The sequence below is a fragment of the Streptomyces sp. NPDC045470 genome, assembly GCF_040646595.1.
GTDB lineage: Bacteria > Actinomycetota > Actinomycetes > Streptomycetales > Streptomycetaceae > Streptomyces.
Genome location: NZ_JBEZAN010000015.1, coordinates 137,255 through 160,379 on the forward strand (window position 1 = coordinate 137,255; position 23,125 = coordinate 160,379).

Here is a 23,125-nt window from a genome sequence, read left to right on the forward strand (position 1 = left end):
GGGCGGGGCGGCTCAGCCCCGGGGTTCCGTACCTGGTGAGAGGGTACGGGCCCGGCCCACAGCCTATGTGGCTGCGGGCCGGGGGTCATGCTCGGGCACCGGTACGGGACCGATGCCGGTGGGTCAGCTCTTCTCCGTGACTCCGGCGGAGTCGAAGGTGGCGACCTCGTGCATGGCGCGGGCGGCGCTCTGCACGACGGGCAGCGCCAGCAGGGCGCCGGTGCCCTCGCCGAGCCGCAGGTCGAGGTCGACCAGCGGGCGCAGTCCGAGCTTGTTGAGCGCGGCGACGTGGCCGGGCTCGGCGCTGCGGTGGCCGGCGATGCAGGCGGCCAGCGCCTCGGGGGCGATGGCGCGGGCCACCAGGGCGGCCGCTCCGGCGCTGACACCGTCCAGGATGACCGGCGTACGCAGCGAGGCGCCGCCGAGGATCAGGCCGGCCATCGCCGCGTGCTCCAGGCCGCCGACCGCGGCGAGGACGCCGATGGGGTCGCCGGGGTCGGGCCGGTGCAGTTCCAGGCCGCGGCGGACCACGTCGACCTTGCGGGCGTGCGTCTCGTCGTTGATGCCGGTCCCGCGGCCGGTGACCTCGGCGGGGTCGGTCTCGGTGTAGACGGAGATCAGGGCGGCCGAGGTGGTGGTGTTGGCGATGCCCATCTCGCCGGTGATCAGGGCCTTGTTGCCGGCGGCCACCAGGTCGCGGGCGGTCTCGATGCCCACTTCGAGGGCGCGCAGCACCTCTTCGTGGCTCATCGCGGGCCCGACGGTGAAGTCGGCGGTGCCCGGCCGGATCTTGCGCGGCAGCAGGCCGGGGGTGGTCGGCAGGTCGGCGGCCACGCCCACGTCCACGACGCAGACCTCGGCGCCCACCTGGTTGGCGAAGGCGTTGCAGACCGCGCCGCCGCCCAGGAAGTTGGCGACCATCTGCGCGGTCACCTCCTGGGGCCAGGGGGTGACGCCCTGGGCGTGCACGCCGTGGTCGCCCGCGAAGACGGCGACGGCAGCCGGTTCCGGGATCGGCGGCGGGCACTTGCGGGACAGGCCGCAGAGCTGCGCGGAGATGATCTCCAGCATGCCGAGGGCGCCCGCGGGCTTGGTCATCCGCTTCTGGCGCTCCCACGCCTCGCCGAGCGCCTTGGCGTCCAGCGGGCGGATGCCCTGGAGGGTTTCCTGGAGGAGGTCGGCGGGTGCCTCGCCGGGCAGGGCGCGGCGGCCGTACGTCTCCTCGTGGACGACCCAGGACAGCGGGCGGCGCTTGGCCCAGCCGGCCTGCATCAGCTCGGGCTCGTCGGGGAACTCGTCGACGAATCCGACGCAGAGGTACGCGACGACCTCCAGGTGGTCGGGCAGGCCCAGTTCGCGGACCATCTCGCGCTCGTCGAAGAAGCTGACCCAGCCGACGCCCAGGCCCTCGGCGCGGGCCGCCAGCCACAGGTTCTCCACCGCGAGGGCGGAGCTGTACGGGGCCATCTGGGGCTGGGTGTGGCGGCCGAGGGTGTGCCGGCCGCCACGGGTCGCGTCGGCGGTCACCACGATGTTGACCGGCGTTTCGAGGATGGCCTCGATCTTCAGCTCGCGGAACTGCTTGGCGCGGGCCTTGGGCAGCGACTTCGCGTACGCCTCGCGCTGCGCCGAGGCGAGCTGGTGCATCCGCTCCCGGGTCTCCTGCGAGCGGATGACGACGAAGTCCCAGGGCTGGGAGTGGCCGACGCTGGGGGCGGTGTGGGCCGCCTCCAGGACGCGCAGCAACACCTCGTTGGGGATGGGGTCGGGACGGAAGCCGTTGCGGATGTCGCGGCGTTCGCGCATGACGCGGTGCACGGCGGCCCGCTCGGAGTCGTCGTAGCCGGTGGCCGGAGGCGTCGTGGGCGCGGCGGTGTCGGGCCCGGGTTCCGCGCCGGCTTCGGGGCCGGCTTCCGCGGCGGGGGCCTCGGTGGGCTGCTCCTGGTGAGCGTCCGCCGGGGCAGCCGTGGCGTCGGGAGCGTGCACCGTGTCCTTACCGTCGCCCTCCTGGACGTCACCGTCCTGGACGTCGCCGTCCTGGTCCTCGCCGAGCTGGACGAGTTCGGAGGCGTCCTGCTCCGGGGCCGGCCGGTCGGCGGCATCCTCCGGCGCCTCGGCCCGGACGGCCTCGGCTGCGGGCGTCTGGGCTTCCTCCGCCACCGGGGCGGCCGGAGCGTGCGCGGCGGCCGGGGCCGTCGCCTCGGGGCCCTGTGCCTCGGGGGTCCGCTGCTCCGGGACGACCGGGATGGCGGCCTGCCCGGCGTCCGTGGGCACGGCCTCGGCGGCCGGGGCCTGCGCGGCGGCGGCCGGAGCCGCCGCGGGCACGTCGGCCTGCTGCTCGGCGACCGCCTCCGGTGCGGCCGGTGCCGCGTCGGCTGCCTGCGGCTGCGGCTCTCCGCCCGGGGCGACGGCCTCCTGCGGTACGTCGGTGACGGGCACGGCGGCCTGCTCCTGCTCCGGTACGGTCTGGTCCTGCTCCCGTACGGCTTGGTCCTGCTCCGGGACGGCTTGGTCCTGCTCCCGCCCGACCTGGTCCTGCTCCGGTGCGGCCGGGGCGGCCTCGGCCTCCACGGGGGCCGCGGGGTCTTCCGCGCCGGGCGCGTCGGGAGCCGTCCCGACCGTGGCTTCCCGGTCCTCGGCGGCGCTCTCCGTCTGCTCGGCGGCCGGGGCGGCCGTCTCCTGGGCTGCCGCGGGCGTCCCGGCAGGGGCGGCCGGTGCCTCTTCGGCGACCTGTATGGGCTGCGGCACCTGGGCCGGTGCCGCGGGCTGCGTGCCGTCGGCCGTGCCCGTGGCGTGCGTCGTCACGCCTGCGCCGGTCACGTCCTGGACCGCCTCTCCCGGCTGCGTGCCCCCGGCTTCGGGGGCCGGCTGCTCGGCCGGTACAGGCTGCTCGGCGGGCGCGGTCTCGTCGGCCGGTGCCTGCTGTTCCGCCACCGCGGGCTCGGCCGTCACGGCTTCCGCCACCACGGGCTCCTCCGCCACGGCCTCCGCCGCCTGCTCGCTGCCGTCGGCGGCCGTCTGCGACGTGACCTCCGGGGCGGCCTCCGGCGCGCCCTCGGCGCCTTCCGGAGCGGGCTCCGGCTGCGCTGCCGGGGCAGCGGCTTCGGCCGGCTCCGCCTGGGCCTCGGCCGGCTCCGTCGTCACGTCGGCCGCCACATCGGCCGTCGTCACATCGGTCACCGCAGCCTCCTCAGCACCGCGATCGACCGATTCTGCAGCCGCGACGGCGTCCGGGACCGGAGCCTCGACCGCGTCCGGAGCCGGTGCCGTCCCGGCGGCCGTGGCCGCGTCCGGAGCGGCCTGCACCGCGACGGCGGCCTGTGCCGCGACCGGCGCCACCGGGGCCGCCTGCGCCGGAGCACTGTCCCAGAAGGGAACCTGCGCGGGCGTCTGTACGGGGATCTCGCCGAGCTGCGGCCCGGGCAGCGGTGCCGTGCCGGGCGCCGCGTAGGCCTCGGCGGGCGCCTGCTGCGCGGCGGGGGCGGCGGCAGGGGCTTCCGGCTGCTGCCCGCCCTCCTCGACGTCCAGGTACTCGGGGCCGGTCGTCGGCGGGCCGGGGTTGCCGCGCACCGGAGTGCTCGGCGGCGCGCCGGCCGGGCCGCGGTCGGCGAGCGAGCGGACCACGCCGCCGCTCGCGTCGGGCACCGGCGGGCCCATGTGCAGGGGGCGGCGCGGCGGCGCGGGGGCCTGTTGCGGCGCGGCGGGCGGCGGTACGCGTACGCCGCCCAGGTCGACGGAGGCCGAGTCGCGGCCGCCGCTCTCGTGGTCGCCGGCCTCCGGCGGCACCGGCTCGTACGCCATGGCGCCGAGCGGCGCGGAGTCGTACGGACCGGCCTGCTCGGGCACGGCCTGCCCGGGCGCCCCTTGCGACGGCTGGGCCTGCTGCGGGTACTGCGGCTGGTGGTGCTGCTGCTCGCTGCCCCACGCGCCCTGGGCGCCCGGCATCAGCAGCAGGTCGTCGTCCTCGGTGCCCGCGTCGGCGGGGTCCAGGAAGGTGTACGCGTCGGGCGCCTGGGGCGTCCCCGGCGGCTGCGTCGGGCCGGCATCGGCAGGCGGGGGAACGGCCGCCGGCTGCGGCTGTCCGGGCTGTGCGCCTGCGTTCTCCGGCAGTCCCTCGCCCGGGACCTGGCCGGTGTCGGTCATGCGTACCCCTCGCCCATTGGTAGTGCTCCTTCCAACCGCTCGTGCGACGCGCTCCACCGCGGCGCGCCGACCGCCCCTATAGCTAGAACGAGCGAGCGCGCCTCGCGGCACGTCCGCCCTTGAGTGCTTCATTTACGGCCAAAACCACAGCATGTTCCGGATATTGGCGTACGAAACCGAACGTGGGGCGGCGGCGCAACGATCCGCCAGCCTACCCCGCGCCGGTTGCGGAGCGGGTCACGGGTGAGCAACCCGGTAGCCGCTGAGCAGGAAGACGACGGCGCGTTCCCGCTCGACCCAGGCGGAGGTGTCCAGTTCGACGGACTGGAGCAGCGCGCACTCGGTCTCGTAGCCGCCGTCGGCCAGCGCGCGGCCGATCGCCTCGGCCTCGTCGCGGGTCGACGCGTGCGTCACGATGCGCTCGGGCCGGCGGGCGGCGCAGGCGGTGACCACCGCCGCTCCCCCGCCGCCGACCCGTACGACGTCCGGTTCCGGGAGGTCCTCCAGCACCTGGGGCGCCCGCCCCTGGACGACCTGGAGCTGGACGCCGTACCGGCGGGCGACCGCAGCGGTGCGCTCGCAGGCGTCCGGGTCGGCGTCCACGGCGATGACGGCGGCGCCGAAGCGCGCGGCCTCGACGGCGGCGGCGCCGCTGCCCGCGCCGATGTCCCAGACGAGGTCCCCGGGCCGGGGCCCGAGGCGGGCGAGCTGGGCACTGCGCAGCTGGACGGATTCCCCCTCGTCCAGGACGCCGCCGTACGCCTGTGCGGGCAGTCCCCAGCCGCGCGGCGGCGTCGGGTAGGCGACGTCGCGCCCCGCCAGCCAGCCGCTGCCCTGGGTGGCGGCGTTGGCCCCGCCGACGACGATGACGACGTTGGGGTCGCGCCAGACGTGGTCGGCGACCTTGTCGGAGGTGAGGACCGTCACCTGCTCACGCCCGGTGCCCAGTTCCTCGCAGATGACGAAGGTGCGGTGGACGCCGTCCAGCAGCAGGGCGAGTTCGGCGGGGCCGGCGCCGGGCGCGGTGAGCACCGCCACCTTGGTGTGCGCGCGGCAGACGTTGACCGCCCGTCGCAGGTCGCGGCTGTGGGCGACGACGATCTGGGCGTCGTCCCAGGGCATCCCGGCGCGGGCGAAGGCGGCCGCGACGGACGAGACGGCGGGCACCACCTCCACCTCCAGGCCGTGCTCGGGTGCCCGCAGGGTCCGTACGACACCGAAGAAGCCGGGGTCGCCGTCGGCGAGGACCACGGCGGTGCCGCGGTGCTGGGCGATGCGGCGGGCGGCCAGTCCCACGCTGCCCAGCCGGATGTGTTCGGCGTGCGGGGGTACTTCGGGCAAGGCGAGATGGTGGGCGGCGCCGGCCACCAGGGTCGCCGCGCCGAGGGCGGAGCGGGCGGCGGCGGTCAACGGCGAACCGTCCCACCCGATCACCGTGACCCGGTCGGCCATCGTCGTCAGTCTCCTGAACTTCGCTTGCTACGGAACAGGGCGGGGCAATACGGGACAGCGCTGCGGAACACTGAACTCTCGCGGACACACCGGGCGTCTCGCGCGGCGGTGGTCAGCCGGTCACGGCGTCCGGCGGGCAGGCCGAGACTACCCCGAGAGGTCCGGACCACAGCGAGGCGGGCCGGGGTACCGGTGGCCGGAACCGCCCGGTCGCGCGGGCCGGCGGCGCGGGCGCCGGGCCGTTCCCGACGCGCGGGGCCCGGCGGCGCGGGTCAGTTCCACTCGGGGTAGGCGAAGCCGTTGGCGTCGGCCATCCGGCCCGGTACGCCGTCGAGGTCCTCGGGCAGCAGGCTCCACACGATCAGGTCCGTACGGATGTCCGCCCAGCCGCCGTCCTCGGTGCGCGAGCGGGCTATCCAGGCGTTGCGCAGCACGCCCTCGCTGATGCAGCCGACCTTCTGGGCCACCTGCTGGGCGGCGGTGTTGTCGGCGGCGGTGCGCAGCTCGACCCGTTCGAACTTCTGGTCCCTGAAGAGCCACTGCGCGACGGCGAGGACGGATTCGCAGGCGTAGCCCTCGCCGCGCGCCCAGGGGGCGGTGACGTAGGCGACCTCGGTGCTCAGGATGCGCCAGTCGGTGTGGTCGAGTTCGACCGTGCCGACCAGGCGCTGGGTGAGGAACTCGGTGACGGCGAAGGCGATGCCGCGGCCTTCGGTGCGGACCGCGGCGGACCGGCGGGTGGCCCAGTCACGGGCGGTGTCGGTGGTGTACGGCTGCGGCCGCGCGGTCCAGGCGGCGGTCAGCTCGTCGTTCATCATCTCGGTGAGCGCGGGCACGTCGGCCTCTTCGAACGGGCGAAGCACCAACCGATCCGTGCTGATGGAGATGTCCGGAAAGGTGGATGTCATGCCGCTGCTCCAACGCCGTTGACCGTGCTGCTCCGAAGTTCGGGCCCTGTTGACCGTCTTGAGTGCACCAGGATGCAGCATCCGACCGGGGATGTGCCACGCACGCGGGCCCCGGCGGCGCACAGAGCGCGTCCGGGGCCCGTCGGCTGCCAGGCTCAGCCGTCCCTACGGTGCTGACCTGCGGTGACGGCGATCAGCTCTGGGGCGCGCCGAAGGCCGGGAGCACCGAGCCGTCGGTGTACTTGTCCTCGATGAACTTCTTGACCTCGGGCGAGTTCAGCAACTTCGCCAGCTTCTTGACCCGCGGGTCGTCCTCGTTGCCCTTCTTGACGGCCAGGAAGTTGGCGTACGGGTTGCCCTCGGCCTTCTCCAGGGCGAGCGCGTCGGTGGAGGGCTTGAGCTGGGCGCCGATGGCGAAGTTGCCGTTGATGACGGCGGCGTCCACGTCGGCGAGGCGCGGCGCGACCTGTCCGGCCTCCAGCTCGGTGAGCTTGATGCCCTTGGCATCCTCGACGTCGGTCAGCTTCGCGTCGGCGCCGACGCCCTTCTTGAGGGTGATGACGCCGTTGTCGGCGAGCAGCTTGAGCGCGCGGCCCTCGTTGGAGGGGTCGTTCGGCACGGAGACGGTGTTGCCGGCGGTCAGCTCGGAGAGCTTCCCGACCTTCTTCGAGTAGACGCCGAGCGGCTCGATGGCCACGTTGACGACCGGCACGACGTGGGTGCCGTTCTTCTTGTTGTAGGTGTCGAGGAACGGCTTGTGCTGGAAGAAGTTCGCGTCGACCTGGCCGTCCTCGGTGACCTTGTTCGGCAGGTTGTAGTCGTTGAACTCCTTCACCTCCAGCGTGAGCCCTTCCTTCGCCGCGAGCTTGTCGCGGACGAAGTTGAGGATCGCCCCGTGCGGGGTGGGGCTGGCGGCGACGGTCAGCGGCGCGCTGCTGTCCGCCTTCTTTCCTCCGGAGGAGGAGACGTCGGAGGGCGCGCTGCAGGCGCTCGCGCCGAGGGCGACGGCTGCCGCGGCGACGGCGGCCACGGTGATGTTGCGGGTGGTACGCACGAAGAGTGCCCCTATCTCGGTTTCTCGGTCGCGCGGGGCCGACGGCTCCGCGCGGGGTGCGCCCGGCAAAGGGTCCGGGCTCAAGAGGGTCCGCCGGACCCGGTCTCAGACGCCGACGCGCTCCTTCGGGGCGTCGGCGGGTGCGGCCCCGTCGGGCTGCCCGGCGGCAGCGGCCGGGGCGGGTGCCTTGCGCAGTCCGACGCGTACGGAGGAGGAGCCGCGGCTGCCGCGGCGGGCCAGCCTGCGCACGATCAGGTCGCCGAGCAGCTGGACGGCGATGACCAGGACGATCAGCAGCACGATGGTGATGATCATGAGGTTGGTCTCGTACTGGAGGTAGCCGTAGGTGTAGGCCAGGTTGCCCAGGCCGCCGCCGCCCACCGCGCCGGCGATGGCGGAGTAGCCGATCAGCGTGATGACGGTGGTGGTCACGGCCGCGACCAGCGCGGGCAGCGCCTGCGGGAGCAGCACCTTGAAGACGATCGTCCAGGTGCCGCCGCCCATCGACTGGGCGGCCTCGACCAGCCCGTGGTCGACCTCGCGCAGCGCGGCCTCGACGAGCCGGGCGAAGAACGGGATGGCGGCGATGACCAGGGGCACCACCGCGCCCGTCGGGCCGATGGAGACGCCGACGAGCAGGCGCGTGAAGGGGATCAGCGCGACCATCAGGATCAGGAAGGGGAAGGACCGGCCGATGTTCACCACCGCGCCGATGATCTTGTTGACCACGACGTTCTGCAGGATGCCGCCGCGGTCGGTCAGGATCAGCAGGACACCGAGCGGGATGCCGAACAGGACGGCGTAGAACGTCGACCACCACACCATGAAGAGCGTGTCGAGCGTGTTGTTGTACAGCAGCGGCTGCATCTGCGACCAGGTCACTTGGCACCTTCCTTCACCAGCGCGCCGGCGGGCGCCGTCGTCGCGGGCTCGGCCGGGTCGCCGGCCACGTCCACCTGGAGACCCTGCTCGCGCAGGAAGCCGATGGGTACGACGTTCTCCTCGAAGCGCCCGGGCAGTTCGATGCGCATCCGGCCGATCTGCTTGCCGCCGACGGTGTCCATGGCGGCGCCGAGGATGGAGATGTCCACGTTGTACGTACGGGACAGCTCGGAGATCACCGGGCGGGTGGCGGCCTCGCCGTGGAAGGTGACGTCCACGACGGTGCGGTCCGGTCCGGAGGGCTCGCCGCCGACCGGGAACAGCTCGCGGGCCAGCTCGGAGCCGGGGGTGGCGAGCAGTTCCGAGACGGTGCCCTGCTCGACGACGCGGCCGTTCTTCATCAGCGCGGCCGAGTCGCAGATCGTCTTGACCACGTCCATCTCGTGCGTGATCAGCAGCACGGTCAGGCCGAGCTGGCGGTTGAGATCGCGCAGCAGCTGGAGGATGGAGCGGGTGGTCTCCGGGTCCAGGGCGCTGGTGGCCTCGTCGGAGAGCAGCACCTTGGGGTCGCCGGCCAGGGCGCGGGCGATGCCGACGCGCTGCTTCTGGCCGCCGGAGAGCTGGGCGGGGTACGCCTTGGCCTTGTCGGCGAGGCCGACGAGGTCGAGCAGTTCCAGCGCCTTGCGGGAGCGCTCGCGGCGGTCGACCTTGAGGATCTCCAGCGGCAGCTCGATGTTGTCCTGGACGGTGCGCGAGGACAGCAGGTTGAAGTGCTGGAAGACCATGCCGATGCGGCTGCGCGCGGCACGCAGCGCGGCGTTGGCGCGCTGTCCGTTTCCGGCCAGCGAGGTCAGCTCCTGGCCGGCGACGGTGACCGTGCCGGAGGTGGGGCGCTCCAGGAGGTTGACGCAGCGGATGAGGGTGGATTTTCCGGCGCCGCTCTGGCCGATGACGCCGTACACCTCGCCCTCGCGGACGTGCAGATCGACGCCGTCCAGGGCGGTGACTTCGCGGTCTCCTGAGCGGTAGACCTTGGTCAGGCCCGTTGTGGTGATCACTGGGAATTCCGTCACTGTCGTGTGCCGGGCGGCTCGCCCGCCGGGCACGGGGCATTCATTGCGGAGTGCGGCATGGGGGACCCGGAGGGCGCGGTGGCCCGGCTTCGGGTTCCGGTGACGCGGGGCGGCCGGGTACGGGGGTGCACGTCTCGCACGGCGCACGGCGGCGGGTCTCGCTTCGGGGCGCGAGGCTCGGCGGGGGCCCTCAGCGGTCACACATTCGACACATGCAACGAGCACCGGGCGTCAGGGGCGCCTCGGTCGCAGGGGTGCGGTTGCTCGTCGTGGTCATGTTCGCCAGTAAACCAGACAGGCGTACGGCCGGATCAAGCCTGTCCGTATGGCGGACAGGACCGACCGAGGGGTGGACGGCCGGTCAGTCCGCCGTGACGATCTCCAGGCCGTCCGCCGTGGCCTGCGCGGACACCGCCGACAGGTCCTCGACGAGCACGTCGGCGGACAGCTCGGCGGCCGGGTGGGTTGTGGTCAACGCCACGGTGGTCATGCCGGCCGCACGGCCGGACCGCAGCCCGGCGGGCGCGTCCTCGAAGACCACGCAGTCGGCCGGGTCCACGCCCAGCCGCCGGGCGGCCAGCAGGAACGGCTCGGGGTCGGGCTTGCCGCGGGTGATGTCGTCGGCGGCTATCAGGGTCTTCGGGTGGATGCCGACCTCGGCGAGCCGGGCCTGCGCGAGACGGGAGGTGGCGGAGGTGACGACCGCCCAGCGCTCCGGCGGCAACTGCGACAGCAGCGCGAGGGTGCCGGGCAGCGCCACCACGCCGCCCGCGACGTCCTCGACCTCCAGCTGCTCGATCCGGGCCAGCGCCTCGGGTATCCGGGCGGCGGGCAGCAGATCGCCGATGATCTCGGCGGCCGGACGGCCGTGCAGCTCGACCCGGGCGAATTCCTCGGCCGTGATGCCGTACTCCCCGGCCCACCGCGTCCAGCAGCGGTACACGGAGTCCATGGAGGAGACGAGGGTGCCGTCGTTGTCGAAGAGCAGTGCGGCCGCGGAGATCTTCATGCCGCGCCAGGGTACGTGACGCGGGGTGACTGCCGGGAGTGCCCGCGCATGACCGTACGGCGTGGTCACAGGGTCCGGAGAAGCCGCCGCGCGCGTCCGGCGGGGCCGCGCGCTCCCGCCCCCCGGCCGCCGATTAGAGTCCTCTCATGCCCCTTTTCTCCACTGCGCGCAGCCGCGCCGCGCGGAGGTCCCGGTGATCGACGCGCTGACGGCCGTGATCGGCGTGACCGCTCTCGCCCTGGCCGCCTGGTGCGGCTTCGCCGCGTACCGTGACGAGCCGACGAAGGACTGGCACTTCATCGGCATGGCCGTGGTCTCGCTGTCGGCCGTGGTCCAACTGATCTTCGGGCTGGTGCAGTTGGGCGGCGGCCAGACACCGCGGGACGGTACGGCGATCTTCGTCGCCTATCTGATCGGGGCGGCGGCCTGCGTGCCGGCCACCGGTTTCCTGTCGCTCTCGGAGCGGACCCGCTGGGGCTCGGCCACCGTCGCCGCGGGCGCGGTGGTCCTCGCCGTACTGGAAGTGCGGCTGTTCGACATCTGGGGAGGCGGCCATGCCTGAGACATCCGCGGGAGCCCGGCCCTCCGAGGCCGCGCCGAAGGGCTCCACCGGGGAGCGGCGCTCCCTGGGCACCGGCCCCGGACGGCTGCTGGTGGCCCTGTACGGCGTCTTCACCGTCGCCGCCGCGTCGCGCGCGGCCTACCAGCTGATCGCGCAGTTCGACCGGGCGCCGCTGGCGTACATCCTGTCCGCGGTCTCCGCGGTGGTCTACGCCTTCATCCTGTTCTCGCTGGTGCGCGGCGGGGAGGGGGCCCGCAGGGCGGCGGTCGTCTGCTGTGCGCTGGAGCTGCTCGGCGTGCTCGGCGTCGGTACGTGGACGCTGGTGGACCGCTCCGCCTTCCCCGACGCGACCGTCTGGTCGAACTTCGGGATGGGCTACCTCTTCATCCCGATCTTCCTGCCGGTGACCGGCCTGCTCTGGCTGCGGCGGGCCCGCCGGGCGTGACGCGCTGCCCGGCGGGCCCCCGCTGTGCGGGACCGGCCGGTCAGGCGCTCGCCACGTAGTCCTGCGGCGCGCCTTCCACGCCGGCCGCCTCCTTCTCCAGCGTGATGCGGCTGAGCCGGGGGCTCACCTGCTCGGTGCCGACAGGGGCGTAACCGTGGCTGCGGTAGAGCCGCAGGTTGCCCTCGCTGCGGTGCCCGGCGGTCAGCCGGTAGCGCTTGGCCGAGCGCTCCGTGGTCAGCCGCTCCTCGACGGCGGTCAGCAGCCGTCCGCCGAGGCCGTGGCGCTGCATCCGCGGGTGGACGACGAGCGTGCCGATGGCGGCGGTGCCGTCGGCGTCGACCGTGCCGCGTACCGCCCCGACGACCTCCGTGCCGAGCCGGGCCACCACCACGCAGGCGTCGCTCAGTTCGGCACGCAGGTCATCCAGGGTCTGGGTGAGCGGCTGGATCGAGTAGTCGTCGTACAGCGCGGCCTCCGGCTGGTAGCAGAGGTACTGGAGTTTGAGGATCTGCTCGGCGTCCTGGTCGGTCGCTGTCGAGACGGTCACGCTCATGCCCATGCGCGTTTGCCTCCCCTTGTTCGGTTCGGTGCGCCCGGGCGCGCAGAGGGTGCGAGGGTACGCCCGGACCGGTTGCCCTGACCGACGGCGCCGTGGGGTGCACGCCGCCGTCGTGGCGTGACTGACGCTGCTGCTTCCGGACTCCCCGGTTTCGCGCAGCGGCAACCTCCGCCGTGAGCATTCTGCGCAGGCATCCCAGGCAACGGGAACGGACCGGCCCCAAGCTCCCCTGTGACATTCCCAACGCGGACGCGATTTCGCGGTAGGTGAGGTCGGAGCCGGACAACAGGGCGCGCACCAGGGCGGGACAGCGTCCGGGGAGCCGTTCGGCGGCGGCGAGCAGCGCCCGGCGTGCCTCGGCCTCCAGGGCCGCGCGTTCGGCGACGGCGGCGATCGGCGGCTGCGGTCCGGTGGGGTCGTACGGGGTCTCCCACTGCGCCAGCCGCCGTGCGCCGCGGGCTTCGGCGCGGACCGCGTGGCGCAGCCAGCGGGCGGGTTCGGCGGGCGGTCCGGCCTCGCGGGTGTGTTCCAGCAGCCGGGTCCACACGCCCTGTTCGAGGTCTTCGGCGTCGGCTCCCGCGGCGGCCGCTTCGGCCGCGACTTCGGCGGTGAGCAGGGGGCGCAGCGTGCGAATGAGGTCGTCGTCCGTGGTGGCGTGCCGCATGGCGTGCGAGACGTGGTGGCGGCGCCGGGTGGTTTCGCCGGCGCCCCGGCCTCACCCGGCCGGGGCGCCGGCGGTGCCGGGTTGACGCCTGCCGGCGCCGGCCCGGCGTGCGCGCGGATCAGTGCTTGCGGAACTCGGCGGCGGCCAGCAGCGCCGTGTCGCAGTTGTCGGAGAAGAGGCCGTCGATGCCGGTGGCCAGGCACTTCTTGAAGTAGCCCAGCGCGTCGCCGTACGCGTTCGGGTCGGTGCCGCGGCGGAAGTCGGCGGGCAGGAAGGTGTTCTCGTTGCGGCCGGTGTAGGGGTGCAGGACCAGTCCGGCGGCGTGCGCGTCCTTGACGACGGAGGAAGGTGTGCCCAGCTTGTCGTCCTTGGTGCGCGGGAGGATGACGGTCAGGTCCGGGCCGATGCCCTGCGCGAAGCCGGAGATCCACTTCAGGCCGGCGGGCTCGACCAGGTCGGCGGTGGTGCGCGGGTCGCCCGCCACCTCGAAGTCCCAGGGGCGGTCCTTGAGGGTGCCCAGCAGGACGACCTTGGGGCAGTCGACGAGCTTGTCGAGCCGCTGGATGCTGCTGGGCTCGAAGGACTGCAGGAAGTTGGGCGCGTGCTTCTTGTGCCGTCCGTACTTGCGCAGCAGCCTGGCGAGACGTTCCTCCAGGCCCAGGCCCAGCTTGCGGAAGTAGGTGGGGTGCTTGGTCTCGATGTGCAGCCAGATGCGGCGGCCGCGCCTGCGGCCCTCGCGGTCGGCCCACTTCAGCACCTCTTCGAAGGTGGGTACGTCCCACACGCCGTCATAAAGGGTGTTGTGCTGCCGGGTGCCCGGAATGCGCTCCTTCGCCCGGAGCGTCTTCAGTTCGGCGAGCGTGAAGTCCTCGGTGAACCAGCCGGTGAGCTTGGCCCCGTCCACCGTCTTGGTGGTCTTGCGGTTCGCGAACTCCGGGTGCGCGGAGACGTCCGTGGTGGCGGTGATGTCGTTCTCGTGGCGGCAGACGAGGTGGCCGTCCTTGGTCGGCACGACGTCCTGCTCGATGACGTCCGCGCCCATGTCCAGGGCGAGCTGGTAGGAGCCGAGGGTGTGCTCGGGGCGGTAGCCGCTGGCGCCGCGGTGGCCGACGATCAGCGGTACGGGCAGCTCGCCGTGGGCGCCGTGGCCGCGCCCGCGGGAACTCGCGGCGCTCGCCGTGCCGGTGCCGCCCCAGACCGCCGCGCCCGCGCCGAGGGCCGCCGCGCCCAGTACCGTCCGGCGTCCCGGCTGCTGCCGTTCCTGCATGATCGCGCTCCTCGCTCCACGGCGCCGGTAAGGGTGTCCGGCACCTGTCAATGGGTCGGGGCGATCCTAGGCACGTACACCTTTCTGAGGGGAGACCCGGCCCCCAACGTGGGGGAAACGGATGTCAACTCTGCGTATCGGTCCCGTGAACCCGATGTGCGATCGGGGCCGGCCGACGAGTATCGTCCTGGGCTGCATACTCGTGCACGCTCGCGGCGGCCGCCGCAGACCACCCACGACCGGAGGGCCCGTTGTCCCGCATCCTGCTGAAGGCGTTCCTCGGATTCGTCATGCGTGTCCTGTTCCGCCCGAAGGTCGAGGGCGCGGAGCGCATCCCGGGCAGTGGGCCGGTGATCCTGGCCGGCAACCACGTCACCTTCATCGACTCGCTGTTCCTCTCGCTCATCGTCAAGCGCCAGGTGTTCTTCATCGGCAAGGACGAGTACGTGAACGGCAAGGGCCTCAAGGGCCGGCTGATGGCCTGGTTCTTCACCACCGCCGGCATGATCCCGGTGGACCGGGACGGCGGGCACGGCGGCGTCGCCGCGCTGATGACCGGCCGCCGCATCCTGGAGGAGGGGAAGATCTTCGGCATCTACCCCGAGGGCACCCGCTCCCCCGACGGCCGGCTGTACCGCGGCCGTACCGGCATCGCCCGCCTCGCCCTGACGACCGGTGCGCCCGTCGTGCCGTTCGCGATGATCGGCACCGACAAGGTGCAGCCCGGCGGCAAGGGCCGCCCGCACCTGGCGCCGGTGACCTGCCGTTTCGGTGAGCCGCTGGACTTCTCCCGCTACGAGGGCATGGACCGGGACCGCTACGTGCTGCGGGCCGTCACCGACGAGGTGATGAGCGACGTCATGGAGCTGTCCGGCCAGGAGTACGTGGACATGTACGCCACCAAGGCACGCGCGGCCTGACCGCCGCCCGGACCCGCTGGACGCAGGGCCCCGTCCGATCCCGGGCGGGGCCCTGCGCGTTGCCGCGGCGCTGTTTCCGTACCGCCGTCCTCCGGCCGTCCGTACGGCTAGCAAGGCACGCGGAATCCTTCCGCCGAGGGCCGCCCGGCGGCGAGCATCGCGGCCTCGGCCCGGGGCAGCACCTTGCCCTCCGCGCTGCGCAGCCGTGGCGGGACCGTGGTCGTGCCGATCCGTGCGCCCGGGGCGCTGCTGTTCTTCACCGTCACCCGGTCCAGCGGCGCGGGGTCGAGGCGCCCTCGCTCCTTGACGTACGCCACGAAGCTCTCGAAGTCGCGCTGGTGCCGGAAGGGACGGGTGAAGCCCGTGAACGCCGGATAACCGTCCTGGTTGAGCAGCGTGTACGACGGCGCCGCGACACGGTACGAGCGGGACACGTCCAGCGCGATGCCGTCGATGAACACGTCGGCCGGGTCGACCCGGTCGCCCGCCGGGCCCGTCGCGTCGAAGCTGTAGCGGACGTTGGCGGAGACGGCCAGCGGCGCGTACTTCAGACCGCCGCCGGCCGGCACGGTCCACTGCTGCTCCAGCGCGTCGTGGAGCTGCTGCCCGGTGACGGTGGCCGTGACGATCGGGTCGCCGAAGCCGACCGCGTTCCACGCCTTGCCGAAGGCGACCGTGCCGTTCGTCGCGGCGTCGTACGTGAGGTCCCCGGCGATGATGGCCTGCCCGATGCGCGGCGCGGTGGCGATGAGGGCCAGGTCGGCGGGGGCGGCGGGGTCGAGGTTGGCGTCGTTCATCGGGCCCTGCGGCTGCCGCCCGGCCCACAGTGCCCAGTCGGCCACCAGGTCGCCCATGGTGCTCTCGCCCGCCGCGTTGCGGGCCCGGGTGAAGGAGGCGGACTGCTTGCCGAGTGGCAGCGCGGCGCGTCGGGCCCCGTATCCGGCCCAGTACTTGACGACGTCCGACAGTTCCGGGTGGGGGGCCACGTCGCGGGTGTTGGGGTGGTTGGTGGAGGTGGTCAGCTCGCGGACGACCTTGCCGGTGGCCGGGTCCAGCCGGAGGCTGATCTCGTTGATGATCTGGCCGTGGCAGCCGGCCTCGACGAACGGACGGGGTACGCCGTCGGGGTCGGGGACCATCATGGTGAACGCGGTGTGCCAGTGACCGCAGACGATGGCGTCGATGTCCGGCGAGCAGCGCAGCGCCAGTTCGTAGGCGGGGCCCGAAGGGTTGGTGCCGCTGTTGAAGTCGCCGCCGGCCACCGCGCCGTCGTGCATGCTGAGCACGATCGCGTTGACGCCGCGTGACTTCAGTTCGGCGGCGCAGCGGTTGGCGGTGGCCAGTTGGTCGAGGGTGCGCAGTCCGGGCTGGTAGGAGGCCGGCATGGTCTCGGTGCCGATGGCGGTCAGGTGGATGAAACCGATCGGCAGCCGCCGTCCCTGGCCGGCGTCCACCCACTCGATGTTGTACGGCGGCAGGACCGGTTCCCCGCTGCGGGCCCAGACCGTGTTGGCGCCGTAGTACGCGAAGTCGGCGCCGTGGAAACGCTGTCCGGAGGAGTCGACGAAGGAGTTGTCCCAGTCGACCGTCGGATAGGAGATGCCGTCCACCATGTGCTGGGAGAGGAAGGCGGGTGACTTGTCGAACTCGTGGTTGCCGGCCGAGGCGAAGTCCAGGCCCATCCGGTTGAGGGCTTCGACGGTCGGTTCGTCGGCGAGCGACTCGGCGGCGAACTCCCAGCCGGAGAAGAGGTCGCCGGGCGCGAAGAAGAGGGAGTTGGCGCGGTCCGCCCGCAGCCGTTCGAGGTGCGCGGCCATGTAGGCCACGCCGCCCACGGTGTACTTCCTGCCACCGGCGCCGGTGATGACCGAGCTGCTGCCCGGGGCCGCCTGGAGGTATCCGTGAAGATCGGTGATGTTGAGCAGTTGCACGTCCACGTACTCGTCAGCGGACCGCGCGTCGCGCGCGTGGCCGGAGGCGAAGGCGTGGGTGCCGACCGCGCTGGCGGTGGCCAGAGCCCCCGCCGCGGTGAGGAACATGCGTCTGCCGAGCTCTGCCAAGGTCGTCACCCTCCAGAGAGTGCCCGAGTGCGGGGGAACGACTGGAGAGTCAAACGAGCCATGGGAGCCTCCCGGCCCACACGAGGCGGCCGGAATGTGAACGGGCGGGGGACAACTGCCGTCCCCCGCCCGGTACCACGGACCACACGGGTCGGTGCGGCACGCTCTCACGAATCACTCGGATCAGTGATACGTGATGTCACAGATCACCCGGATCGGTGATGGACAGCCGCACGGACCACCCGGATCAGTGATGCGTGACCTCGGGTTCGGGCTCCACTCCGGCGGAGCCGTCCTCCAGCCGCTGCCCGCGCAGCAGGAACCACGCGGCGCAGGCGGCGGCGATCAGGACGGCCGCGCCGACCCCGGCCGCGGTGTCCAGGCCGTCGACGAACGCGTGCTGGGCGGCCTTCAGCAGACCGGCCCCGGCGTCGGCCGGGAGGGTGCCGGACGCCTCGACGGCGCCGCCGAGCGACTCCCTGGCGGCGTTCGCGGTCGCCTCGGGCACGCCGTGCGGCGTGGCGAAGTCCCGGTAGATGCTGGTGACGATGGAGCCGAGCAGCGCGATGCCGAGGGCGGCGCCCAGTTCGTACGCCGTCTCCGAGACCGCGGAAGCGGCGCCCGCCTGCTCCTTGGGCACGCTGGAGAGGATCACGTCAGCGGTGACGGTGAAGGCGAAGCCCGCCCCGACGCCGACGGCGAACAGGATCGCGCCGAGGGTGAAGGTGCTGGTGTCCTGGCCCAGGCCGATGCAGCCGGCCAGGGCCAGGCCGACCACGCCCAGGCCGCCTGCGACGACGAGCCGTACGGACAGCCGCCGGGCGACGTATCCGGCGGCCAGCCCCGCGCCCACCGCGCCGATCGCGGCGGGCAGCTCGACCAGGCCCGCGTTGAGCGGCGAGCGCAACTGCACCATCTGGAGGAACTGCGAGAGGAAGAAGACCAGACCGGACAGGCCCAGGATGGTCAGCAGGTCGGCCAGTACGGCGCCGGAGAAGCCGCGGTGCTGGAAGAGCTTCATGTCCAGCAGCGGCGACTTCAGGGACTGCTGCCGGCGCACGAAGGTGACCAGCGCGAGCAGCCCGAGGACGGCGGCCGCCGCGATGTCCCAGCGGAAGCCGTGCACCGCCGCTTCCTTGACCGCGTAGACGACGCCGACCATGCCCACCAGGGACAGGCCCACGCTGGGCAGGTCCCACGGCCCGGGGTTCGGGTTGCGGGACTCCGGCAGCACCTTGGCGCCGATGATCACCAGCAGTGCCATCACCGGCAGGTTGATCAGGAAGACCGAGCCCCACCAGAAGTGGCCCAGCAGGAAACCGCCGAGCACCGGGCCGACGGCCGCGCCCGCCGAGGCCATGGCGCCCCAGATGCCGATGGCCAGGCTGCGTTCCTTGGGGTCGTGGAAGAGGTTGCGGATCAGCGCGAGGGTGGACGGCATCAGCGTCGCGCCCGCCACACCCAGCAGCGCCCGCGCCACGATCATCATGGCCGGGCTGCCCGCGTACGCCGCGAGCACCGACATGGCGCCGAACACGACCGATCCGGTCAGCAGCAGCTTCTTGCGTCCGACGCGGTCGCCGAGGCTGCCCATGGAGACCAGCAGACCGGCGATGACGAACGAGTAGACGTCACCGATCCACAGCAGCTGGGTGCCGGACGGGCGCAGGTCCTCGCTGAGGAACGGGGTGGCCAGGCCCAGGACGGTGGCGTCCACGCCGACCAGCAGGACGGCGAGGACCAGGACGGCGAGCGCGAGCCAGCGTCCGGGGCGGGGCTGGTCCTCCGCGGTGGCGCCGGTACGCTCCGCGGTCTCCTTGGCGGGCTTGCTCATTTCTCCATGCTCCGTCGGATGCCGCCGAGCAGCAGCTCGGCGATCGAGTGGTCGAGGTCTCTGCGGGCGACGCGCCCCTCGTGCACGGCCCACGCGCCGGCGCCGATCAGCCCGTACAGCGCCTCGGTGAGCCAGACGGGCGTCAGGTCGATCCGGAAGTCGCCTTCCTCCTGGCCGCGCCGGAACAGGGCGTGGATGCGGGCGTCCAGCCGCGCCCAGCCGTCGTTGACCTCCTCGCCCTCGAAGAGCTGGTTCTCGGTGTAGAGGAAGGACAGGAAGCCGGCGACGGGCTCGGACTCGGTGATCAGCCGGCGCAGCGCCGAGACGGCGTCGTCCTCGTCCAGGCGGGCGGCGTCCAGCGCCTCGGTGAACTGCTCGATGCCCAGCTCCTCCAGCGCTTTGATCAGGGCGTCACGGCCCGCGAAGTGCCGGTGGAGGGTGGCGCGGCTGATGCCGGCGGCCTTGGCGATCTCGTCCATGCCGGCGGTCGCCTTGCGGGTGAGCAGGCCGGCGGCTTCTTTCAGTACGTGTTCTCGGTCAACGGCCATGAGACATAGGGTACCCGAATGAGACACGAACGTCTCACGTTTTCTTTTGCCTCCCCTCCCCCTCGCCCTCCCCCTCCCGGAAATGGCCGCGGCCCCTCCGGACATCTCCGAAGGGGCCGCGGCCCGGATGCGAACACCGCCGTCCGGTGCTCGCACCCGCCGTCTTCATGCAGGTGAACAGGTGCTCAGCGCTTGGCGTCCGCCCACTCCCGCTGCGCCGCCAGGTCCGCCTTGACCTCCGCCAGCTGGACGGCGACGGCGGACGGGGCCGTGCCGCCCCGGCCGCTGCGCGAGGCGAGCGCGCCCGGCACGTTCAGGACCGTACGGACCTCCGGCGTCAGGTGCGGCGAGATGGCGGCGAACTGCTCGTCGCTCAGCTCGTCCAGCTCGATGCCGTGCCGCTCGCATTCCTTGACACACCCCCCGGCGACCTCGTGCGCCACCCGGAACGGCACGCCCTGCCGTACCAGCCACTCGGCGATGTCCGTGGCCAGCGAGAACCCGGCCGGGGCCAGTTCCGCCATCCGCTCCCGGTTGACGGTCAGCGTGGCCATCATCCCGGTGAACGCCGGCAGCAGGATCTCCAACTGGTCGCAGGAGTCGAAGACCGGCTCCTTGTCCTCCTGGAGGTCCCGGTTGTACGCGAGCGGCAGCGCCTTCAGGGTGGCCATGAGGCCCGTCAGATTGCCGACCAGCCGGCCGGACTTGCCGCGCGCCAGCTCGGCGATGTCCGGGTTCTTCTTCTGCGGCATGATCGAGGAACCGGTGGAGAAGGCGTCGTGCAGGGTCACGAAGGAGAACTCCTTCGTGTTCCAGATGATGATCTCCTCGGCGATCCGGGACAGGTCGACGCCGATCATCGCGGTGATGAACGCGAACTCGGCGACGAAGTCCCGGGACGCCGTCCCGTCGATGGAGTTGGCCGCGCTGCCGCCCTCGAACCCGAGATCGGCGGCGACCGCCTCCGGGTCCAGCCCGAGCGAGGAACCCGCCAGCGCGCCCGACCCGTACGGCGAGACCGCCGTCCGCGTGTCCCACTGCCGCAGCCGCTCCGCGTTCCGCGACAGCGCCTGGACGTGTGCGAGGACATGGTGCGCGAACAGCACCGGCTGCGCGTGCTGGAGGTGCGTACGGCCCGGCATCGCCACCTCCGGATGCGCCTCCGCGAGGCCGACCAGCGCCTCCTGAAGGTCCGCGATCAGTCCGCCGATGATCCGGGCGTGATCGCGCAGATACATCCGGAACAACGTGGCGACCTGGTCGTTACGGGACCGCCCGGCCCGCAGCTTGCCGCCGAGGTCCGGACCGAGCCGCTCCAGCAGCCCCCGCTCCAGCGCGGTGTGCACGTCCTCGTCCTCGACCGTGCCGACGAAACTCCCGTCGGCGACGTCGGCCTCCAGCCGGTCCAGCCCGCCCAGCATCCGCGTCAGCTCGTCCTCGGTGAGCAGCCCCGCCTTGTTCAGCACCCGCGCGTGGGCACGGGAACCCGCGATGTCGTACGGCGCCAGCCGCCAGTCGAAGTGGACGGAGGCGGACAGCTTCGCCAGGGCCTCGGCGGGCCCGTCGGCGAACCGGCCGCCCCAGAGCCGGACGTCACCGCTGTTGCTGCTCACTTGCTCAGCTCCTCGTGGATGGTGGGATATACAGATCCCCGGCGGCCGGACGGAACCGGCCACCGGGGACGGGGCCGGGGCAGCGCCCCGGCCCGTGACGGCATTCCGCCCCTGGGCTTTCCGCCCTTACGCCAGATCCCGCTTGGCGGCGATCTTCGACGACATGCCGAAGATCTCGATGAAGCCCTTCGACAGCGACTGGTCGAAGGTGTCGCCCGTGTCGTACGTCGCCAGGTTGAAGTCGTACAGCGACTGCTCGGACCGCCGCCCGGTGACCACCGCGCGCCCACCGTGCAGCGTCATCCGGATGTCACCGGAGACCGCCTGGTTCGCTTCCTCGATGAACCCGTCCAGGGCCCGCTTCAGCGGCGAGAACCACAGACCGTCGTAGACCAGCTCGCCCCACCGCTGCTCGACCTGCCGCTTGTAGCGGGCCAGCTCACGCTCGACGGTGACGCTCTCCAGCTCCTGGTGGGCGGTGATCAGCGCGATCGCGCCGGGCGCCTCGTAGACCTCCCGGGACTTGATGCCGACCAGCCGGTCCTCGACCATGTCGATCCGGCCGATCCCGTGCGCCCCGGCCCGCTCGTTGAGCTGCTGGATCGCCTGGAGCACGGAGACCGGCTTCCCGTCGATCGCGACCGGCACCCCCTCCTTGAAGGTGATGACCAGCTCGTCGGCCTCGCGCGGGGTGGCCGGGTTGGACGTGTACTCGTACACGTCCTCGATCGGCGCGTTCCAGATGTCCTCCAGGAAGCCGGTCTCCACGGCCCGCCCGAAGACGTTCTGGTCGATCGAGTACGGCGACTTCTTGGTCGTCGTGATCGGCAGGTTCTTGCTCTCGCAGAACGCGATCGCCTTGTCCCGCGTCATCGCGTAGTCCCGGACCGGGGCGATGCACTTCAGATCAGGAGCCAGCGAGGAAATCCCCGCCTCGAACCGCACCTGGTCGTTCCCCTTGCCGGTGCAGCCGTGCGCCACGGTGCTCGCGCCGTGCTTCTTGGCGGCGGCCACCAGGTGCTTGACGATCGTGGGCCGGGACAGCGCGGAGACCAGCGGGTACCGGTCCATGTACAGCGCGTTGGCCTTGATCGCCGGCAGGCAGTACTCGTCGGCGAATTCGTCCTTGGCGTCCGCGACCTCCGCCTCGACCGCGCCACAGGCGAGCGCGCGCTTGCGGATGACGTCCAGGTCTTCACCGCCCTGGCCGACATCCACAGCCACGGCGATGACCTCGGCGCCCGTCTCCTCGGCGATCCAGCCGATGGCGACGGAGGTGTCCAGGCCGCCCGAGTAGGCGAGTACGACGCGCTCGGTCACGGGTTTCTCCTTACGGTGCATACGCTGATGGGTATAACTATGCACTCCACCGCATGATTCGTCAACGCGCTTCACACGAATGGCGCAGCCGCACGGCCCGCCCGAGGCATCACCGCAGGTCAAACGCGACGCGCAGCCCCCGCACCCGCTACTCCCCCAGAACCTCCACCAGCACCGTCACATGGCTCAGCTCCATGCTCTTGGTCGCGGTCAACAGGGTGAGCGGCCCGGCCGCCGCATACTCCCGCAGCCGCTCCAGGGCCTCCGCCGCCGGCGAAGCCGCCAGCTCCTCCCGATACCGCGCGGCGAACTCCTCGTACCGCTCGGCCCGGTGCCCGTACCAGGTACGCAGCTCCTTCGACGGCGCCACGTCCTTGCACCACTCGTCCAGCCGCGCGGCCTCCTTCGCCACCCCCCGCGGCCACAGCCGGTCCACGAGCACCCGCACCCCGTCCCCGGCCTCGGGCTCCTCGTACACGCGACGCTGCCGGACCTTCCCCGGCCCTTGCCGATCACCCATGGCGCCATGGAAGCACGCCCCCACCCGACCCGCGCGGCACTCCCTCGCCCTTTTTCGGCCGTTCTGCACCCTTGCGAGGACCCCGCTTTGGAATCAGGGGCCCGGACAGGGTATTTTTCTTGTGCACGCCGCGACCGGGAAAACCCGGCCGAAGCGAGCACCGGGACGTGGCGCAGCTTGGTAGCGCACTTGACTGGGGGTCAAGGGGTCGCAGGTTCAAATCCTGTCGTCCCGACGGTGCTGTGAGGGCCCGTCGTTCGGAAGGGATTCCGGACGACGGGCCCTTCTGCGT

The 23,125-nt window shown here is 72.4% G+C and carries 18 protein-coding genes, 1 tRNA gene and 1 pseudogene; 4 read left to right on the forward strand and 16 right to left on the reverse strand.

All coding sequences use genetic code 11. The annotated features are described in order from the left end of the window. Positions 1–123 precede the first annotated feature (123 nt). From cobT to AB0A97_RS31550, 7 genes are all read right to left on the reverse strand, one after another. On the reverse strand, positions 124–4,143 hold the full coding sequence (gene cobT / locus AB0A97_RS31520) for a nicotinate-nucleotide--dimethylbenzimidazole phosphoribosyltransferase (protein WP_361156204.1): 4,020 nt from the start codon (positions 4,141–4,143) through the stop codon (positions 124–126). Positions 4,144–4,380: 237 nt separating this feature from the next. Beyond that, positions 4,381–5,595, reverse strand: a complete 1,215-nt coding sequence (gene cbiE, locus AB0A97_RS31525; RefSeq protein ID WP_361156207.1) for a precorrin-6y C5,15-methyltransferase (decarboxylating) subunit CbiE — start codon at positions 5,593–5,595, stop codon at positions 4,381–4,383. 272 nt (positions 5,596–5,867) lie between these two features. Next, positions 5,868–6,503: a GNAT family N-acetyltransferase gene (locus AB0A97_RS31530; protein WP_361156210.1), complete on the reverse strand. Its 636-nt coding sequence runs from the start codon at positions 6,501–6,503 to the stop codon at positions 5,868–5,870. A 193-nt stretch (positions 6,504–6,696) separates the two neighbouring features. Next, entirely contained in the window at positions 6,697–7,557 is an 861-nt protein-coding gene (locus AB0A97_RS31535; RefSeq protein ID WP_361156213.1) for a MetQ/NlpA family ABC transporter substrate-binding protein, read from the reverse strand. Between the two features lie 105 nt (positions 7,558–7,662). Then, positions 7,663–8,439 (reverse strand): methionine ABC transporter permease, encoded by a 777-nt coding sequence (locus AB0A97_RS31540; RefSeq protein ID WP_361156215.1) that lies wholly within the window; start codon positions 8,437–8,439, stop codon positions 7,663–7,665. Beyond that, entirely contained in the window at positions 8,436–9,497 is a 1,062-nt protein-coding gene (locus AB0A97_RS31545; RefSeq protein WP_361156218.1) for an ATP-binding cassette domain-containing protein, read from the reverse strand. The genes AB0A97_RS31540 and AB0A97_RS31545 overlap by 4 nt, the downstream gene beginning before the upstream one ends. Positions 9,498–9,873: 376 nt before the next feature. Then, positions 9,874–10,521, reverse strand: a complete 648-nt coding sequence (locus AB0A97_RS31550; protein ID WP_361156221.1) for an HAD family hydrolase — start codon at positions 10,519–10,521, stop codon at positions 9,874–9,876. 193 nt (positions 10,522–10,714) lie between these two features. Here AB0A97_RS31550 and AB0A97_RS31555 point away from each other — a divergent pair, with 193 nt between their 5' ends. Both AB0A97_RS31555 and AB0A97_RS31560 read left to right on the forward strand, forming a co-directional pair. Then, positions 10,715–11,083 carry a hypothetical protein gene (locus AB0A97_RS31555; RefSeq protein WP_361156224.1) on the forward strand — a complete coding sequence of 123 codons (369 nt, stop codon included), beginning with the start codon at positions 10,715–10,717 and terminating at the stop codon, positions 11,081–11,083. After that, positions 11,076–11,528: a hypothetical protein gene (locus AB0A97_RS31560; RefSeq protein WP_361156227.1), complete on the forward strand. Its 453-nt coding sequence runs from the start codon at positions 11,076–11,078 to the stop codon at positions 11,526–11,528. The genes AB0A97_RS31555 and AB0A97_RS31560 overlap by 8 nt, the downstream gene beginning before the upstream one ends. A gap of 40 nt (positions 11,529–11,568) precedes the next feature. On the opposite strand, the gene AB0A97_RS31565 is transcribed toward AB0A97_RS31560, so the two are convergent. The 3 genes and pseudogenes from AB0A97_RS31565 to AB0A97_RS31575 all read right to left on the reverse strand — a co-directional run bounded on the left by AB0A97_RS31565 (position 11,569) and on the right by AB0A97_RS31575 (position 14,018). Then, on the reverse strand, positions 11,569–12,087 hold the full coding sequence (locus tag AB0A97_RS31565) for a GNAT family N-acetyltransferase (RefSeq protein ID WP_361156230.1): 519 nt from the start codon (positions 12,085–12,087) through the stop codon (positions 11,569–11,571). A 142-nt stretch (positions 12,088–12,229) separates the two neighbouring features. Further along, positions 12,230–12,751 (reverse strand): annotated as a pseudogene (locus tag AB0A97_RS31570) (sigma-70 family RNA polymerase sigma factor); the annotation flags it as partial. Positions 12,752–12,869: 118 nt separating this feature from the next. After that, positions 12,870–14,018, reverse strand: coding sequence for a glycerophosphodiester phosphodiesterase (locus tag AB0A97_RS31575; RefSeq protein ID WP_361156234.1), 1,149 nt, complete (start codon positions 14,016–14,018; stop codon positions 12,870–12,872). A gap of 251 nt (positions 14,019–14,269) precedes the next feature. Between AB0A97_RS31575 and AB0A97_RS31580 the strand changes: the two genes are divergently transcribed. Continuing rightward, entirely contained in the window at positions 14,270–14,938 is a 669-nt protein-coding gene (locus tag AB0A97_RS31580; protein WP_361156237.1) for a lysophospholipid acyltransferase family protein, read from the forward strand. Between the two features lie 107 nt (positions 14,939–15,045). On the opposite strand, the gene AB0A97_RS31585 is transcribed toward AB0A97_RS31580, so the two are convergent. The 6 genes from AB0A97_RS31585 to AB0A97_RS31610 form a co-directional block, all read right to left on the reverse strand. Then, the gene (locus AB0A97_RS31585) at positions 15,046–16,998 is read right to left on the reverse strand and encodes a bifunctional metallophosphatase/5'-nucleotidase (protein ID WP_361156386.1); all 1,953 of its coding nucleotides are present in this window, start codon (positions 16,996–16,998) and stop codon (positions 15,046–15,048) included. Positions 16,999–17,245: 247 nt separating this feature from the next. After that, positions 17,246–18,832, reverse strand: coding sequence for an MFS transporter (locus tag AB0A97_RS31590; protein ID WP_361156240.1), 1,587 nt, complete (start codon positions 18,830–18,832; stop codon positions 17,246–17,248). Continuing rightward, on the reverse strand, positions 18,829–19,380 hold the full coding sequence (locus AB0A97_RS31595; RefSeq protein ID WP_361156243.1) for a TetR/AcrR family transcriptional regulator: 552 nt from the start codon (positions 19,378–19,380) through the stop codon (positions 18,829–18,831). The genes AB0A97_RS31590 and AB0A97_RS31595 overlap by 4 nt, the downstream gene beginning before the upstream one ends. Before the next feature lie 185 nt (positions 19,381–19,565). Beyond that, on the reverse strand, positions 19,566–20,993 hold the full coding sequence (gene argH / locus AB0A97_RS31600) for an argininosuccinate lyase (RefSeq protein ID WP_361156245.1): 1,428 nt from the start codon (positions 20,991–20,993) through the stop codon (positions 19,566–19,568). Positions 20,994–21,119: 126 nt separating this feature from the next. Further along, the gene (locus tag AB0A97_RS31605; RefSeq protein WP_361156248.1) at positions 21,120–22,313 is read right to left on the reverse strand and encodes an argininosuccinate synthase; all 1,194 of its coding nucleotides are present in this window, start codon (positions 22,311–22,313) and stop codon (positions 21,120–21,122) included. Positions 22,314–22,461: 148 nt separating this feature from the next. Continuing rightward, positions 22,462–22,833 (reverse strand): DUF488 family protein, encoded by a 372-nt coding sequence (locus AB0A97_RS31610; RefSeq protein ID WP_361156250.1) that lies wholly within the window; start codon positions 22,831–22,833, stop codon positions 22,462–22,464. Positions 22,834–22,994: 161 nt separating this feature from the next. Between AB0A97_RS31610 and AB0A97_RS31615 the strand changes: the two genes are divergently transcribed. Next, positions 22,995–23,068, forward strand: a tRNA-Pro gene (locus AB0A97_RS31615). Positions 23,069–23,125: the final 57 nt, after the last annotated feature.

Coding starts and splice junctions, on each gene's coding strand:
- AB0A97_RS31575 (WP_361156234.1), bottom strand. CDS start 14,018: ATGCAGGAACGGCAGCAGCCGGGACGCCGGACGGTACTGGGCGCGGCG.
- AB0A97_RS31595 (WP_361156243.1), bottom strand. CDS start 19,380: ATGGCCGTTGACCGAGAACACGTACTGAAAGAAGCCGCCGGCCTGCTC.
- AB0A97_RS31530 (WP_361156210.1), bottom strand. CDS start 6,503: ATGACATCCACCTTTCCGGACATCTCCATCAGCACGGATCGGTTGGTG.
- AB0A97_RS31610 (WP_361156250.1), bottom strand. CDS start 22,833: ATGGGTGATCGGCAAGGGCCGGGGAAGGTCCGGCAGCGTCGCGTGTAC.
- AB0A97_RS31590 (WP_361156240.1), bottom strand. CDS start 18,832: ATGAGCAAGCCCGCCAAGGAGACCGCGGAGCGTACCGGCGCCACCGCG.
- AB0A97_RS31560 (WP_361156227.1), top strand. CDS start 11,076: ATGCCTGAGACATCCGCGGGAGCCCGGCCCTCCGAGGCCGCGCCGAAG.
- AB0A97_RS31565 (WP_361156230.1), bottom strand. CDS start 12,087: ATGGGCATGAGCGTGACCGTCTCGACAGCGACCGACCAGGACGCCGAG.
- cbiE (WP_361156207.1), bottom strand. CDS start 5,595: ATGGCCGACCGGGTCACGGTGATCGGGTGGGACGGTTCGCCGTTGACC.
- cobT (WP_361156204.1), bottom strand. CDS start 4,143: ATGACCGACACCGGCCAGGTCCCGGGCGAGGGACTGCCGGAGAACGCA.
- AB0A97_RS31550 (WP_361156221.1), bottom strand. CDS start 10,521: ATGAAGATCTCCGCGGCCGCACTGCTCTTCGACAACGACGGCACCCTC.